This is a genomic window from Paenibacillus sp. S28 (assembly GCF_016624415.1).
Lineage (GTDB): Bacteria > Bacillota > Bacilli > Paenibacillales > Paenibacillaceae > Paenibacillus_AQ > Paenibacillus_AQ favisporus.
Window position 1 is genome coordinate 1 of record NZ_JACVTM010000010.1, and the last position, 15,537, is coordinate 15,537.

The following is a 15,537-nucleotide window of genomic DNA, read 5'->3' on the forward strand; positions in this document are numbered from 1 at the left end:
GACTCAAAATCGTGAGGGAAACCGTGGGGGTTCGAGTCCCTTCACCGGCATCATAGAGAAAAGCCTTGGATATCTTTCCAAGGCTTTTTCTTGTATAGACTAACATTATAAACCGAGCCATCGTTCGTCGTTCGTTAGTCTCTCCTCCCATTATATTGCACTCCTCCTTCCAATCAGCCACCTGATGATATCCCGCAGAAGGGTGGCCATTTTAATTCGTATTGCGTTTATTTGTATGGCTATAGGGCGTTTAATTCGTATCATGTTGTTTTATGTAGGTCCTATCTACATAGATGTTCTCTTTATATGACGTGCCCTCGTAAGATGGGGGTAAGAGGGTGTACAACAGCCTTGAACAAGATCCTCAGATCAATCCGTTCGTTCTACCATTACTCCCTTTGAACGTTTTCCCCATCCTTGTTTAAAGTTGATAAACCATTCCAGCCGGCTTTACCCGGGCTAAACAGGCTCAATGTTTCTTTAGCTAAGTGCTAAATCCCTTGTTCAGAGCCTCCAACGATTCCTATCCAAGCATTGTATAAGTAAACTGCTCATTAAAGTTCCCAAAGCGTGTCGTTCATGTTTTATTAGCGGACTATTGGAGCTGCCAGTGGAGGATGTGGCTGCCGCGTTACATGCAGAAAAAGCTTGCTTCGTCTAAGGTCCGAGCCTTCCCCCGACTTAGGTCTAGGATTAAAAACCGTCTGGGGTCCGTTTTGGAAAACCCGGATTGAACCTAAAATAGAGTCATAAGGTTGATACAAACGAAAGGCGGTGACAATGCATGAGAACAAATAAAACTTCTGGTTGGGCGATCGTATTGATCGCAATCGGAGCACTGATGCTCCTGGGAGTATTCGCTCCATTATTTGGCAGGCTGATCGGATTGATCTTCCCGATCCTGATGATCGTGCTCGGCTATTATGGAATTCGCAGAGGTAAGGTGGTCATCGGTACGATTATCCTCGCATTCGGTGTCATGGGACTTCTGGCGAAGCTGTCCTGGATCATCGGACCGCTGCTGGGAATTGCCCTGGTAGTGTTCGGGATTATGCTGCTGAAAGGTAAGAAGTCGTCGAAGTGGATGTAACGGTAACAAAGAATTACCTTCAATAAATACAATCAAACGAATAGGCGATCACAGCTTATAAGGAGGGAGCAAGAACAGATGAGCGTATTTCGCAGGGTACGGGATATCACCGTAGCGACATTAAATGAACGTTTGGAACAAAGTCAGGACCCGGTACGGTTGATCGATCAGTTTTTGGCATCAACGCGTGACGATATTATGGAAGCCGAGAAGCTCGTTCAGCAGTACTCCGCTCATGTGAGACAGCTGAAGCAGCAAGTGGATCAGGCATCCAACATGAAGGAAAAGCGTGAGGAGCAGGCGCTGCTGGCTCTGAAGGCCGGCGAGGATCATCTAGCCAAGCTCGCACTGCAGGAAAAAATCATCTATGAAGAAAAGCTCGAGCAATACGGAGGACTGCTGGATACAACCCGCCAGTCGCTCACCGAGCTGGAAAATCAACTGAACGACCTGAAATTGGAGTACCAAACCGTGTACAGCAAACGTCAATACTACGCGGCACGGATGGAAACCCTCAGACTTCAGCAGCGGATGAATCAGCGCATGGAAGGTTTTGGCGGACAGGATGTTCCCAAGATGTTCAACCGTCTGGAAGATCGCATTTCCGATTGGGAATTTGAAGCACGCAGTCTGCGCGACCTGCGCCGTGGTGGTCAGGAACTGTTCGAGCAAGCCAGCGGAACAGTATCCAGCGTGCTGGAAAGGGAGCTGGCCCGCCTGAAGGAAAAGCTGAACAACAGCGGAAAGGAGTAACGTCATGAGCAAGCTATACCGATCGACCCGCGATAAAATGGTCACCGGTTTGTGCGGCGGTTTGTCCGATACCTTGGGCATCGATTCCACGCTGCTGCGGATCCTGTTCTTGATCAGTATCCCATTTACCGGCGGGACCACGCTGTTCATCTACTTTATCGCGGCTTTGGTCATCCCTAAAGAACCAACGACACCTTTTAATCCATATGGACCGGGGCCGGGGGTAGCTGGGGGCGGATACTACGGCAATAGTATGGGGTCCGGCAGCTACTACGGCAATGGTCAGCAAGGCAACGGCGCTTATGGTGCCCAATCTTTTGACCCTAGAGCCAAATACAACGGTTCGCCATACGGCGGAGGCAGACCGGGCGGATACAGCTCTTCCGCATCCGACCTGGACGCCATGATGGAAGATATTGAGAAGAAAGCCATGAAGAAAGAGCTTGAGGAATTGAAAAAAAAATTATCTAAGTACGAGAAGGGAGAAGTGTAAAACATGGGAGTATTTAAAAGAATTAAGGATATGACGAAAGCATCGGTGAACGAGGTATTGGATAAAGTTGAAGATCCGGTAATTATGCTGAACCAGTATCTGCGCGATATGGAGGCAGAAATCCATGACGCGGAAGTTACAGTAGCGAAGCAAATGGCCAATGAACGCCGCATGAAGCAGCGCGTGGAAGAAGCCGTGAAGATGGCCGGCCAACGTGAGGCTCAAGCTGAACTGGCACTTCGTAACGGCCAGGAAGAAGTAGCGCGCAAGCTGCTCGAGGAAAAGATTTATTTTGACCAAAAACTGTCCGAGTACCAAGAACTGCACGCTCAATCCGAGGCGCAAGCCAAAGAACTGGTGCAGCAGCTCCATGACATGAAAGACGAGTTCTACAAAATGCGCAACAAGCGCAATGAGCTTGTAGCCCGTGCACAAATGGCGAAAGCCAAAAAGCAAATGTCTCAAATCAGCAGCCTGCATACGATCGAAAGCGGCAGCGCGTCCCTTGGATTCCATCGCATGGAAGAAAAGATCATGCAACTGGAAGCTGAAGCTGATGTAATGCGTGCCCCTTACCGTCCGGAAACATCCGCTTTCACCAGCCCGGTCGATGCGGAGAAGCAGCTGAAGGTGGAAGAACAGCTCAGCGCGCTGAAAAGCAAGCTGAACCCGACGGCTGCCGCTCCTTCCAAATCGAATAAAGAATAAGTATTCAATTCTGCGGACAATATGATATGCTAGGAAGAATGGAATAAGGGCGCGAGACCTCATTCACATCTTCCTGGATCCCGGTGAAGCCATAAGGAGTGTGCCCGTCACAACCCTATGGCTTTTCCGGTCTTACTTTTCCGATAAACCAAGACATCATAAGGAGGTGCGGCATGGAAAAAAGAAATCGCTTCATTGCGCTGATTCTCATCGGGATCGGCCTCCTCATGCTCTTCGGCAGGTGGGTCGGCTTTTTTACCATCGTCGCCCTCTTATTCATTCTTATGGGAATTTATACGATTCGCGGCGGAAAAGTGAAGAGAGGCTACCGTCTCGTGGCGGTCGGAGCCATCCTGCTGCTGATTGATCATTTGCTGATCGTGCTGGGGATTGCGCTGATCTCCCTGGGATGGTTTTTTGTAAAGGCAAGGAAGGTGCAGAACCGGGACGGGTACCTGCAGAAGCAGGGATTTTCGGGGCATTACAATTGGGACCAGGTCCCTTGGGCTATGAGAAGCCAGAGCGTCTGGCATGTTATCAACGAAGCCGATCTGGATTTGTCGCTTGCGATCCCCGAGGAACACCGTACGGTGATGATGTTTCAAGGCATCATGGGGGATACGGACATCAAAATTCCGGAGTATTACGGGGTGGAGCTTGAAGTGTTCGTCCTGTTCGGGGCGATCGATTTCAGAGGGCACCGGGATAACGGGTTGATGAACCGTTTGAACTGGAAATCCCCTAATTATGAGACCAGCGAATACAAAGTTAAATTCCATATTTCCTACCTGGTAGGAGATGTTGATATTGATCTGTCATAGGAGGAGGGTTCCCTGATGAAAACCCGAAAACCGGCTAATATGGTCTCCCGGAGCATGGGCGAGGGGGCCCTTCTTTCTTTTGTTATGCTCCTGATCATTTTTTACGTGCTTTATACATATGGTTATTTGGCCCCGTTTGATTCTTGGCAAAAAACGCTGCAGGCCGGTGCTACGCTGATCCTGGTTCCGATCGGTCTGGGAGCTATCTTCGGGTTCTATCAGAGCTATCGGGTAAAAATGAAGCTGGAACGGCTGCGGGAAACGCTGCTCTCTTGGGAAAAAGGGAACGTCGCCCGCTCCGTACCGGAGCTTGGCAGCGACGAGGTCGGGCGCCTTGGCGAGCAGCTTGGGCGCATCAGCAAAAAGTGGGAGGAGCAGGTGAACTCCCTTCAGCGCTTGTCCACGAACAATGCCCAGCTGGCCGAGCAGGCGCGGATATCGGCGATCGTAGAGGAGCGCCAGCGTCTGGCACGGGAGCTGCATGATGCGGTATCCCAGCAGCTGTTTGCGATATCGATGACGGCGACGGCCGTGGGGAGGACGCTTGAGAAGGATTTTGACAAGGCCCAGCGCCAGGTGGCGCTCATTGAAGAGATGGCCGCTGTGGCCCAGTCGGAAATGAGGGCGCTGCTGCTGCATCTCCGGCCGGTCTATTTGGAAGGCAAGCCGCTGGAGCAAGGCCTCGGCGAGCTGGTCAAAGAGCTCAAAGTGAAGGTCCCGATGGAAATCGTGTTTGAAATGGACAAAGGCATCCACCTGGTAAAAGGAATCGAAAACCATCTGTTCCGCATCATCCAGGAGGCGATGTCTAACACGCTCCGGCATGCCAAAGCGGATAAGATGGAAATCCGGATTCACCAAAAGAAAGACACGGTCTGGGTCATGCTGCGTGACGACGGCCAGGGCTTTGAACTAAACGAGACAAAACAGGCCTCCTACGGCCTTTCAAATATGCAGGAACGCGTCAACGAAATCGGCGGATCGATCCAGATCATTACGGCGCCCGGCAAGGGTACGCGAATCGAAATTACCGTGCCGATTGTATCTGAAGACAAAGCAGGGAGTGAGGATCTTGGAAATGGAAACACCCATGATTAAAGTGCTGCTCGTCGATGACCACGAGATGGTGCGGATCGGTCTGGCGGCTGTGCTGGGGACTGAGGACGGCATCGAAGTCGTCGGCGAGGCAGGCAGCGGGGAGGAAGGTATCCGCCTTGCCCGGGAATACAAACCCGACGTCGTCCTGATGGACCTGGTGATGGAGGGCATGGACGGAATTGAGGCGACGCGGCAGCTGCTGAAGCTGTACCCGGACTGCAAGGTGATCGTGCTGACAAGCTATTTGGACGACGAGAAAATGTACCCGGTTATCGAGGCCGGTGCATTCAGCTACCTGCTGAAGACGTCGCGCGCAAGCGAAATCGCCGACGCCATCCGTGCCGCAGCGCGCGGTCAATCGGTATTGGAATCGCAGGTCGCCTCCAAGATGATGAACCGGTTCCGCCATCCGGAGGTGGAGGCCCCGGCGCACAAGGAGCTGACCGACCGCGAAATGGATGTGCTCCGCCTATTGGCGCAGGGCAAGTCCAACCAGGAAATCGCCGATGACCTCATCATTGGAATCAAAACGGTCAAGTTCCATGTGACGAACATCCTGGCGAAACTGGGCGTAGACGACCGCACGCAGGCGGCGATCTACGCCTATAAGAACGGTCTGGCGGAATAGTTGGATTGAATCCATAGCAGAGGAAAAGCCCCTGAGGAGCGGATAGCTTCTAGGGGCTTTTTTTGAGATCAGAATGTGTAAGTTTTGAAGACCGCTAAATCAAAAACAGCAGCCCGAGGGTGGCCAGACTCAGCGCCAGGCCAGCTCCAAAGCCGAATCCATAGCCATACGGATAATAAGGATAGAAGGCGCGGACGGTGGCTTTTTCCGGAGCTTTGGCTACAGGCCCCTTTGCGCGTTTTTTATGGCCGCCCTTTACTTTGGCGCCGTGCAGCTGAGTGCCTTCCGGCCCGTTCAGAATAATATGGCCGTCTTTGCACTCGGTCAGCTTTCCGGTATATACTCTGCCGTCATACATACAGGCGGCGACCATTTTGCCGCAGTGCTGCCGAATATTTTCCTCTGTTAATGGGTAAATAGGGATCATGGAAGTATGCGAACCTCCCTCATCATTTTTATTAACCAGTGTATTCATGGCCTATGGACGCGGCTATGGTCATTCACCCAATTTCGCCTATCGAGCGGTTTTAGGTATAATCGCCCCGGAAACGGACATCCTTTTAGTAGATTGATAGATTTCCTGGTGAAGGGATGTATGAGGGATGATGGCAGTCCGGAGATGGGCAGGTTTAGGTTTGGCGGTATGTGTAGCGGCTTTGGTATGGATGGGGTATTTGTGGTACAGCGCGAATCAGACGTCGGCGCCGTCCAATCAGGATCCGGAAGAATTGCGCACCCTCTTGAAGCTGGGAAATGAAGTGGTAGACGTGCCACAGCGTCTGGTTGTGAAGTGGCAGGGAGACTGGGAAGCGAGCGGTAATCAGGATGCGTACGAGGCGGCCGAGGGGCTGTCCCAATCGCTGAATCTGCCGGGAGTACAGCAGCTGACGGAAGGCGGTCACTTGACGTACCGGGTCGTGGATACGAAAAATGGCGTTAACGTGCGGTTTAACTGGCAGGAGATTTCAGAGGATCGCAGTTATATTATTATTCAATTGGAGGCGGCTGGTGATGAGCAGCTGAGCGCCTTGACTGAACTCCAGTCGGAATACGGACAGGCATTGCACGAAAACGGCATCGATGCTGAATGGAATGCTTCTTTGCAGGGAACGGTTAAAGGGGAGCATCCTGCCGGATCGACCATGAAAGCGGTAGAGGATGGCATTTTCAGAAATATGGCGGCGACAAAAGCAGAATCCTACGAGGATGCGACTACGGTCAGCAACGCTTACGAGGTGCCTTCATTGCGGTCCGGCATCCAAAGTGGAGGGAAGGTTCTGAACATGCAGGTGGCAGTCCATGAGGATCAATCGACCGGCAGCAGCCGGGTGACGATCGGGCTTCCGGTCATTACGATTGAGTATTAGACCTGCCCAGCACGCAGAAAGAAATTTTTGATTTACCACCAAGTTAAACGGATAGCATCATGCTGATGAATGTGCTAAAATGACATCAATCATTTTATGCCACCAAATTATGGTGTAAAATCGGGATTTTGAAGAGACCAAAATACGACATAGAAAGAATGAGGAGCCATGACTGAAAATCAAAATCTTGAAGCACTCAAAACACCTGGTGCTGTATTTTTTATTTTCGGGGCAACCGGGGATTTGGCCAAACGCAAACTGTTTCCTGCCATTTATAGTTTGTACCGTGAAGGTAAATTAGCCGAGGATTTTGCGGTCATCGGCGTCGCGCGGCGTCCGCGTACCCAGGAGGAGTTCCGTGAGGACATCTTCCAGTCGATTCAGGAATTTTGCCGTTACAAGGCGGAGGACAACGACAATTGGAAGACGTTTGCGCAGCATTTTGAATATAAGTCACTCGATATCAACAACGTCGACGGATTCCGTGAACTAAACGAACAGACGGTGAAGCTGGAGAAGCAGTTCGGCATTCCGGGCAACCGCCTGTTCTACCTGGCCCTGGCACCGGAGCTGTTCGGCAGCGTATCGTTTAACCTGCAAAAGGGCGGCATGCTGGATGCCGAAGGCTGGAACCGCCTCGTCATCGAGAAGCCGTTCGGCTACGATCTGAAATCGGCTGAAGAGCTGAACGAACAGATTCGGCAGGTCTTTAAAGAAGAAGAAATTTACCGGATCGACCACTACCTGGGCAAGGAAATGGTGCAGAATATCGAAGTCATCCGGTTCGCCAACGCGTTTTTCGAGCCGCTGTGGAACAACAAGCACATTTCCAACGTTCAGATTACGCTGAGCGAAACCGTCGGTGTTGAAGAGCGCGGAGGGTACTACGACCATGCCGGCGCACTCCGCGATATGGGACAAAACCATATGCTGCAGATGCTGACGATGATCGCGATGGAGCCGCCTAGCCGCCTGCTGCCGGAGGACATCCGCGACGAGAAGGTGAAGGTGCTCCGTTCGCTCCGGCCTTACGAGACAGCGGAAGAAGTGAAGAAGAACGTCATCCGCGGCCAGTACATCAAGGGCTCTGCCCGAGGTAAAGACCTGCCGGCCTATCGTGAGGAGGACAAGGTCGACCCGAACTCCAATACGGAAACGTATTTTGCGGCGCGGCTGTTCGTGGATAATTTCCGCTGGGCGGGCGTACCGTTCTATATCCGGACAGGCAAACGCCTTCCGGTCAAAACGACGGAAATCGTCGTGGAATTCAAGAGCATGCCGAACAACGTGTATTTGGGTAAAAAATACAAGCTCGAACCGAACCTGCTGGTCATCCGGGTGAACCCGATGGAAGGCATCTACGTAAAGATCAACGCGAAGAAGCCGGGCTCCGAAAATGAAATCGAGCCGCTTGCGATGGACTTCTGCCAGAGCTGTATGGTCGGCATCAACTCGCCTGAAGCGTATGAGCGCCTGCTGCATGATGCAGCCCGCGGCGAATCGACGTATTTCACCCGCTGGGATGAAGTGGCGTCGGCCTGGTCCTTCGTCGATAAAATCGCCGAAGCCTGGGCGCAAAATCAGGGCGATATCTCTTATTATCCTGCAGGGTCCTGGGGACCGAAGGAAACGGACGAACTGCTGAAAGCGGACGGTTTCCACTGGTGGCCGGTGAACGGCCAGGAAGAGGACAACGTCGTGTGGCAGATTGGCAAATAAAACCGTTGTGCCGGTGCTTGCCTTGTGTTTCACTAAAGACATAGCCTGAAATGAAATCATCCTCATGCAGCCTCTGCATGGGGGTGATTTGCGTAGAGAATGTGATACAATAATAGACATGACTTTAGTGATGAAGGGAATAGTGAAATGAGCAAAGCGATAGATGATACGCTGCAGCAGGAAGTGGAGAAGCGCCGGACGTTCGCGATTATCTCCCACCCGGACGCAGGTAAAACGACATTAACGGAAAAGCTGCTCCTGTTCGGCGGCGCGATCCGGCTGGCCGGTACGGTCAAAGCGCGCAAAGCGAGCAAGCACGCGACCAGTGACTGGATGGAAATCGAGAAGCAGCGGGGGATTTCGGTTACTTCGTCGGTGATGCAGTTCGATTATAACGGACACCGGATCAACATTCTGGACACCCCAGGTCACCAGGACTTCAGTGAAGATACGTACCGTACGCTGACCGCTGCCGACAGCGCCGTCATGCTGATCGACGTGGCCAAAGGGGTCGAGGCCCAGACGATCAAGCTGTTCCAGGTTTGCGCGAAGCGGGGCATTCCGATTTTTACGTTTATTAACAAGCTCGACCGGGAAGGCCGGAGTCCGTTCGACCTGATGGAGGAGCTGGAGCAGGTGCTTGGCATCCGCTCCGTGCCGATGAACTGGCCGATCGGGACCGGACGCGAGCTGTGCGGTGTCTACGACCGCATGAAGAATCAGGTCGAGCTGTTCCAGGGGAACGACCATTCGACCATTCAGGTACAGAAGGTGGAGGACTACAACGACCCGGTTATCCGTGAAATGGCGGGGGATTACCTGCATGATCAGCTGTGCCAGGACCTGGAGCTGCTGGACGTGGCGGGGGACCAATTTGACCTGGAAAAGGTACAGAAGGGCGAACTGACGCCGCTGTTCTTCGGCAGTGCGATCAACAACTTCGGGGTGCAGACGTTCCTGGAGAACTTCCTGCAGCTGGCCCCGCCGCCGGAGCCGCGCCGCAGCACGGCTGGGTTGATCGAGCCGACGAACGAGAAGTTCTCGGGATACATTTTCAAAATCCAGGCGAACATGAACCCGGCGCACCGGGACCGCATCGCCTTCATGCGGATCGTGTCCGGCAAGTTCCAGCGCGGCATGACCGTCAAGCATGTGCGGGTCGGCAAGGACATCAAGCTGTCGCAGCCGCAGCAGTTCCTGGCACAGGACCGCGACATCGTCGATGAGGCGTATCCTGGCGATATCATCGGGCTGTTTGACCCGGGCATTTTCCGGATCGGCGACTCGCTGAGCCAAGGCAGCGAAATCGTCTTTGACGAGCTGCCGACGTTCTCGCCGGAGATTTTCTCGAAGGTGACGGTCAAGAATGCCCTGAAGCACAAGCAGTACCAGAAGGGCATCGACCAGCTGACGGAGGAAGGGACCATTCAGGTGTTCCATACAGTCAGCTTCGACGATACGATTCTCGGCGTTGTCGGCCAGCTGCAGTTCGAAGTATTCGAATACCGGATGAAAGGCGAGTACGGCGTGGATGTGCAGCTGCAGCGGATGCCGTACCAGTTCGCCCGCTGGATCGTGGACGACCAGATCGATCCGAGCAAATTCCGCATCAACTCGACGCTGGTGAAGGATAAGAAGGGCAACTATGTCGTACTGTTCGAAAACGAATATGCGATGCGGACCGCGATGGAAAAAAATCCGACCGCGAAGTTTTTGGAGACCGCTCCTTAAGTCTGCTGAAGCTTCTGTAATATAGGAAATACCCCTCCGCTGTTTCCCAGCGGAGGGGTATTTGTCATTGCGGTAAAAGCACCAGCGTCTTTGTTAAGTCAATGGCCCCGGCTTAATCGTCTTGAGGTGCTCATGAGCCACATGGACAAGCTCGTTCTGCTGCTTCGTGTCGATATTTTTCCACATCATCTCAAAGATCGCTCCCAAGCCGGGGAGCGCCTGCTCCGGACCGTCGACGGATCCTTCAATCATTTCACGAAGCTCGGCTTCATTGGAATCATGGACCTTATGGACAATAGCTTGGCGCAGGTCGAGAAGAATTGACATGATCGTTTTCCCTCCAGGATAAAAAGTTTGAACCCTTCACATCAGAGCTGCCCGCTTCCATATAACGTGCGGACGCAGTTCTGCTTCCCAGGGCTCAGTCTGAATTGTAATGATATTCTTTAGTAATGTGCCCCGAGGCGGGTGGCAAAATTCAAGTTTCTCACCCGCTGTGATATAATAATCAGGATAGACTTCTTATAGTAGTGGAGGTTAACATATGGCGAAAAAGCAGTACGCCGTCATCGGTATGGGGCGCTTTGGCTCCAGTGTTGCAAACACACTGAGCGAGATGGGGTTTGACGTGCTTGCCATCGATTCGGATGAACAGCGCACCCAGGCGGTATCAAATATGGTTACGCATGCCGTATCAGCGGATTCAACGGATGAAGAGGCGCTTCGTGCCCTGGGCATCCGCAATTTTGACGTGGTGGTTGTCGCCATCGGCGAAGACATCCAATCCAGTATTTTGACGACGCTCATCCTGAAGGATCTTGGGGTCGGAACGATTATCGTCAAAGCGCAAAATGAACTGCACGGCAAGGTTTTGCAAAAGATCGGCGCCGATAAAGTGATTTTTCCGGAGCGGGATATGGGTATGCGGGTCGCCCACCATCTCACTTCGCCGAATATTTTGGATTACATCGAAATTTCCGAAGACTACAGCATTTTGGAATTAAAGGCTTCGCAGGACATGGTCGGCAAAAACTTGAGGGAGCTCGACATTCGCGCCCGCTTCGGCTGCAACGTCATGGCGATCAAGCACGGCACGAAGATGGATATTTCGCCGTATGCCGACGCCCCGCTGAGCGAAGACGATGTACTCGTTATCGTTGGCGAAAAAAGCGATTTGACCAAGTTGGAGCTGGCTTATCCGAAATGATCCGATCCTCAGCGCGAGAACCTCGTGCTGGGGCAGAGGAGCAGTTTGGCAGATATGAATCATGAGAAGGACGGTTAAGGATGGACATCATTTCACCGCAAAATCCCCGGGTCAAGGAATGGGCACAGCTGCTCGAGAAGAAGCACCGGGACAAGCAGCATAAATATATCATCGAGGGCATTCATCTCGTGCAGGAGGCGCTGACGGCCGGGGCAGACCTGGAGTGCGTCGCTTTTGACCTGGAGCAGGGGGTTCCGTCCGAGCTTGCCCATCTGGCTGGCGGGGAATCTGCGGAGTGGATCGGCGTATCGCCTGCGGTAATCGCGAAGTGTACGGATACGAAAACGCCGCAGCCGGTTTTTGCCGTTGCCCGGAAGCCCAAGTCCGCGGCAGGGCTTGACGCCCTGATGAGCCGGGAGGGCAGCTTGGTCATCGTCCTGGACGGCGTGCAGGACCCCGGCAATGTCGGGACGATCATCCGCAGTGCCGATGCGGCTGGGGCGGACGGGGTCATTCTGGGGCGCGGGTCGGCCGACCTGTACAATCCGAAGACGATCCGCTCGACCATGGGGTCGCTGTTCCATTTACCCGTAGTGGAGGGAGATTTGATGGAGATCCTGCCGGAGGCGAAGCGGAGCGGCGCGCGGGTGATCAGCACCAGCCTGCAGGCGCAGGACACGTGCTACAGCTACGATTTCCGGCAGGGCTCCTGCTGGCTGCTCGTCGGCAACGAAGCCAAAGGGGTGTCAGAGCAGGCGCAGCAGCTGGTGGATGACGCGCTCATCATTCCGATGCGGGGGCAGGCTGAGTCGTTGAACGTGGCGATGGCTTCGACGCTGATGCTGTTCGAGGCGATGCGGCAGCGGCATTTTGCTTGAACCTGCCTGTTCGTGAATATAAAAATAAAAGGCAATTCCGCTCGGTGTGCGATGCGGAGCTGCCTTTTTTGCGTTGCGTTACACGCCCGAATAGGCCATAAATCCGCCGTCAACGGGCACCACCGTGCCGGTGACAAAGCCCGAGGTGGTGTCGTCCACCAGCCAGAGCAGGGTACCCAGCAGGTCTTCCGGAACGCCGAACCGGCGCATCGGCGTGTGGCTGATGATTTTATGGGAACGTTCGGTCAGGGACCCGTCCTCGTTCGTCAGCAGTTTTCGGTTCTGTTCTGTCAGGAAAAAGCCGGGGGCCATGGCGTTGACCCGGATGCCCGATTCGGCAAGGTGAACCGCCAGCCACTGAGTAAAGTTGTTAATCGCTGCTTTGGCTGCGCTGTATGCGGGCACCTTGGTCATAGGACTCGGTGCGCTCATGGAGGATATGTTCAGCACAACCGCGCCGGGACGGCCGATCATCTGCCCGGCAAAGACCTGGGTCGGAATGAGGGTGCCGATCATATTGAGGCCGAGCACGTTCTGGAATCCCTGGATGCTGAGATCAAAAAACGTCGTGATCCCTGGCTGTCCAAGGTGCTCCGGCTTATAGATCTCTTCCGTCGTATTAGCACTGGGATGATTTCCGCCCGCTCCGTTAATCAGGATGTCGCACGGGCCGAAGGCCTCGCGGACCTGGCGCTCCGCCGCCTGCACGCTGCCATGCTCCATCACGTCGCAGGCCACGGCAAGCGCCTGACCGCCCGCTTCGCGGATTTGCCGGGCAACGGCTTCGCCCTTTTCCGCCGTCCGGTTCAAAATCGCGACCTTTACCCCTTGGCGTCCGAGCTCCAGCGCCATCGCGCTGCAGAGAACCCCGGACCCGCCGGTAACAACGGCTGTTTTTCCGTGCAGGGCAGGGTGGTTAGGCAATGCTTTCATGCGTATCCCTCTTTTCTGCGGTAGGTTGAAGCTTCTGGTAGGCGTCCCACAACCCCCAGAGATACATAATGCCCATGGCGCGGTCATACAAGCCGTATCCCGGCCGGCACTGCTCGCCCCATAAATGTCTGCCGTGGTCCGGGCGGGCATAACCGGTAAAGCCGGTGTCATGATATGCCTTGACGATGCCCGCGATATCGACGGTGCCGTCCTGCGTCCGGTGCGAAGTCTCGATAAAGTCGCCGTTCTCATACACGCGCACATTGCGGATATGGGCAAAAGGAATCCGGTCCGCAAACTCATGGATCATGGCGATGATGTCGTTGTCCGGATTGGCTCCAAGGGAGCCGCTGCACAGCGTAATGCCATTGGACGGGCTGTCCACAAGGGAGAGCAGGCGCCGCAGGCTGTCCTTGCCGGTAATAATACGCGGCAGCCCGAAAATCGGCCATGGCGGATCGTCCGGGTGGATGGCCATCGTAATGCCGCAGCGCTCCGCAGTTGGAATGACTGCCTCCAGGAAATAGGCGAGATGGTCCCATAGGTCCTCTGAAGTCACATTCCGATAGGCCTCAAACAGGGAGGTCAGATGCGCAAGACGTTCGGGTTCCCAGCCGGGCATCGTCAGGGAGCTGTTCTGGTTGATCGTCTGCACAAGGTCAAACGGGTCAATGCCGTGGATTTTGGATTTTTCAAAAAAGAGTGCCGTGGAGCCGTCCTCCAGCCGCTTGTAGAGTTCCGTCCGCGCCCAGTCGAACACCGGCATAAAGTTGTAACAAATCACTTTCACGCCGACTTGCGCCAGCTTTTCGATCGTTTTGACGTAATTGTCGATATACTTGTCCCGGGTCGGCAGCCCCAGCTTAATATCCTCGTGGACGTTAACGCTTTCCACCACGTCAATATGAAGGTTATGTGCTGCAGCCTGATCCCGAACAGCGATGATCTTCTCCATCGGCCATTCGTCTCCGGCCGGGACGTCATGAAGCGCCCACACGATCCCTTCGACACCGGGAATTTGTTTGATATGATCCAGCGAAACCGTGTCATTGCCTTCGCCGAACCAACGGAATACCATACGCAATCCCATACACCGCCTTGTCATTATGTTGTTTTGCAGAAAGAAGCTGCTGCCATTTCATCGGCACCATTGCCGGTACCGGTATGGCATGCTCCGGCGGCCTTGCTACATAGGCCAGCATGACTTACTTGAAATATTCCGGGTAGCGCTGTTTCAGGACCGGGAGGTTCGAAATGCTGAGGGTTAGATGCTCCTTCATGATCCGTTCGGCGAGGTCCGCATTCCGGCTGCGGATGGCTTGGATCATTTCCCGGTGCTGCTCAAACAGGTTCCCCCAGTGCGGATCCAGCGACAGCCATAACACGCGGGTGCGGTTCAGATGCGCGTTCATCTGCTGAATGACGTTCCATGTGCCCATTTTCCGGACACCCTCAAACAGGATTCGGTGAAAAGCCTCGTCGAGCTCAAACATTCGCTTGCCGTCAAGCTGCTTCATGCTCTCCTGCTGCATCACGAGATTGTTCTCCATCTCCTGCAGCTTGTCTGCGGGAAAGGACTCGCAGGCGAGACGGATGACGGCCTTCTCCAGCTGCTCACGCATGAAACGGGCTTCCTCCACCATGTCCGGATCGATCAGCGAGACACGGGTTCCCCTTTGAGGCAGCACCAGCAGCAGGCCTTCCTGGGCCAGGCGAACGAAGCTCTCCCGAACCGGCGTCCGGCTGACGTGAAAGGTCAGGGACGTTTCTTTCTCGGACAGGGCCGTACCCGGGGGAAGCTCCAGACTGACAATTTGCTGCTTGAGCTGTTGGTACACGAGATTTCCGGCTGAACCGGATTGGAGCATAGTTTCATCCATTTCATGGATACCTCCTGACACTTCCATACTACCATACAAGTATGGCAGACGAAATGAAAATTTGCAGCTGACCGACCTGGATATTAGAATGAAAAGCCAATAAAATGCAGGCCAATAGGATTAAGCAGGTTCTGCAAGCTCTGAAAACCCGTCATGGAAAAGGGCGTACAGGTTTGAGAGCCGGGTACAGGACAGAAAAAAGCCGGCGGACAAGTCCGTCGGCTTTTTAAT

General features: G+C 53.8%; 17 protein-coding genes. 12 read left to right on the forward strand and 5 right to left on the reverse strand.

Going from position 1 to position 15,537, the window contains the following annotated elements; all coding sequences use genetic code 11:
* The first annotated feature begins 784 nt into the window (after window positions 1-784).
* The 7 genes from IAE55_RS22035 (at window position 785) to IAE55_RS22065 (ending at window position 5,591) form a co-directional block, all read left to right on the forward strand.
* Entirely contained in the window at window positions 785-1,090 is a 306-nt protein-coding gene (locus tag IAE55_RS22035) for a LiaF transmembrane domain-containing protein (protein ID WP_076175192.1), read from the forward strand.
* 78 nt (window positions 1,091-1,168) lie between these two features.
* A complete protein-coding gene (locus IAE55_RS22040; protein WP_076175189.1) occupies window positions 1,169-1,843 on the forward strand; it encodes a PspA/IM30 family protein in 675 nt (224 codons plus the stop codon).
* Between the two features lie 4 nt (window positions 1,844-1,847).
* Entirely contained in the window at window positions 1,848-2,336 is a 489-nt protein-coding gene (locus IAE55_RS22045; RefSeq protein ID WP_145026286.1) for a PspC domain-containing protein, read from the forward strand.
* Window positions 2,337-2,339: 3 nt separating this feature from the next.
* Window positions 2,340-3,044 carry a PspA/IM30 family protein gene (locus IAE55_RS22050; RefSeq protein WP_200633910.1) on the forward strand — a complete coding sequence of 235 codons (705 nt, stop codon included), beginning with the start codon at window positions 2,340-2,342 and terminating at the stop codon, window positions 3,042-3,044.
* 173 nt (window positions 3,045-3,217) lie between these two features.
* On the forward strand, window positions 3,218-3,865 hold the full coding sequence (liaF, locus tag IAE55_RS22055; protein ID WP_076175183.1) for a cell wall-active antibiotics response protein LiaF: 648 nt from the start codon (window positions 3,218-3,220) through the stop codon (window positions 3,863-3,865).
* A 15-nt stretch (window positions 3,866-3,880) separates the two neighbouring features.
* Window positions 3,881-4,963, forward strand: a complete 1,083-nt coding sequence (locus IAE55_RS22060) for a sensor histidine kinase (RefSeq protein WP_145160943.1) — start codon at window positions 3,881-3,883, stop codon at window positions 4,961-4,963.
* The gene (locus IAE55_RS22065; protein WP_076175243.1) at window positions 4,944-5,591 is read left to right on the forward strand and encodes a response regulator transcription factor; all 648 of its coding nucleotides are present in this window, start codon (window positions 4,944-4,946) and stop codon (window positions 5,589-5,591) included. The genes IAE55_RS22060 and IAE55_RS22065 overlap by 20 nt, the downstream gene beginning before the upstream one ends.
* Window positions 5,592-5,685: 94 nt before the next feature.
* On the opposite strand, the gene IAE55_RS22070 is transcribed toward IAE55_RS22065, so the two are convergent.
* Entirely contained in the window at window positions 5,686-6,018 is a 333-nt protein-coding gene (locus IAE55_RS22070) for a hypothetical protein (protein ID WP_105442008.1), read from the reverse strand.
* Window positions 6,019-6,193: 175 nt separating this feature from the next.
* On the opposite strand from IAE55_RS22070, the gene IAE55_RS22075 reads away from it, so the two are divergent.
* The 3 genes from IAE55_RS22075 (at window position 6,194) to IAE55_RS22085 (ending at window position 10,408) form a co-directional block, all read left to right on the forward strand.
* Window positions 6,194-6,958 carry a YwmB family TATA-box binding protein gene (locus IAE55_RS22075; protein ID WP_200633911.1) on the forward strand — a complete coding sequence of 255 codons (765 nt, stop codon included), beginning with the start codon at window positions 6,194-6,196 and terminating at the stop codon, window positions 6,956-6,958.
* A 168-nt stretch (window positions 6,959-7,126) separates the two neighbouring features.
* Complete coding sequence (gene zwf / locus IAE55_RS22080; protein WP_105442010.1) at window positions 7,127-8,677, forward strand: glucose-6-phosphate dehydrogenase; 1,551 nt, start codon at window positions 7,127-7,129, stop codon at window positions 8,675-8,677.
* A gap of 147 nt (window positions 8,678-8,824) precedes the next feature.
* Window positions 8,825-10,408: a peptide chain release factor 3 gene (locus tag IAE55_RS22085; RefSeq protein WP_105442011.1), complete on the forward strand. Its 1,584-nt coding sequence runs from the start codon at window positions 8,825-8,827 to the stop codon at window positions 10,406-10,408.
* A 93-nt stretch (window positions 10,409-10,501) separates the two neighbouring features.
* Here the strand turns inward: IAE55_RS22085 and IAE55_RS22090 are convergent, their stop codons facing one another.
* On the reverse strand, window positions 10,502-10,735 hold the full coding sequence (locus IAE55_RS22090) for a small acid-soluble spore protein SspI (RefSeq protein WP_076175171.1): 234 nt from the start codon (window positions 10,733-10,735) through the stop codon (window positions 10,502-10,504).
* Between the two features lie 217 nt (window positions 10,736-10,952).
* On the opposite strand from IAE55_RS22090, the gene IAE55_RS22095 reads away from it, so the two are divergent.
* Window positions 10,953-11,615 carry a potassium channel family protein gene (locus IAE55_RS22095; RefSeq protein WP_076175169.1) on the forward strand — a complete coding sequence of 221 codons (663 nt, stop codon included), beginning with the start codon at window positions 10,953-10,955 and terminating at the stop codon, window positions 11,613-11,615.
* A gap of 80 nt (window positions 11,616-11,695) precedes the next feature.
* The gene (locus IAE55_RS22100) at window positions 11,696-12,493 is read left to right on the forward strand and encodes a TrmH family RNA methyltransferase (protein WP_200633912.1); all 798 of its coding nucleotides are present in this window, start codon (window positions 11,696-11,698) and stop codon (window positions 12,491-12,493) included.
* Between the two features lie 78 nt (window positions 12,494-12,571).
* Here the strand turns inward: IAE55_RS22100 and IAE55_RS22105 are convergent, their stop codons facing one another.
* From IAE55_RS22105 to IAE55_RS22115, 3 genes are all read right to left on the reverse strand, one after another.
* Entirely contained in the window at window positions 12,572-13,426 is an 855-nt protein-coding gene (locus IAE55_RS22105; protein ID WP_145160935.1) for an SDR family oxidoreductase, read from the reverse strand.
* Complete coding sequence (gene uxuA, locus IAE55_RS22110) at window positions 13,410-14,510, reverse strand: mannonate dehydratase (protein WP_145161046.1); 1,101 nt, start codon at window positions 14,508-14,510, stop codon at window positions 13,410-13,412. Before uxuA ends, IAE55_RS22105 begins: the two co-directional genes overlap by 17 nt.
* 121 nt (window positions 14,511-14,631) lie before the next feature.
* Window positions 14,632-15,306: a GntR family transcriptional regulator gene (locus tag IAE55_RS22115; RefSeq protein WP_076175161.1), complete on the reverse strand. Its 675-nt coding sequence runs from the start codon at window positions 15,304-15,306 to the stop codon at window positions 14,632-14,634.
* Window positions 15,307-15,537: the final 231 nt, after the last annotated feature.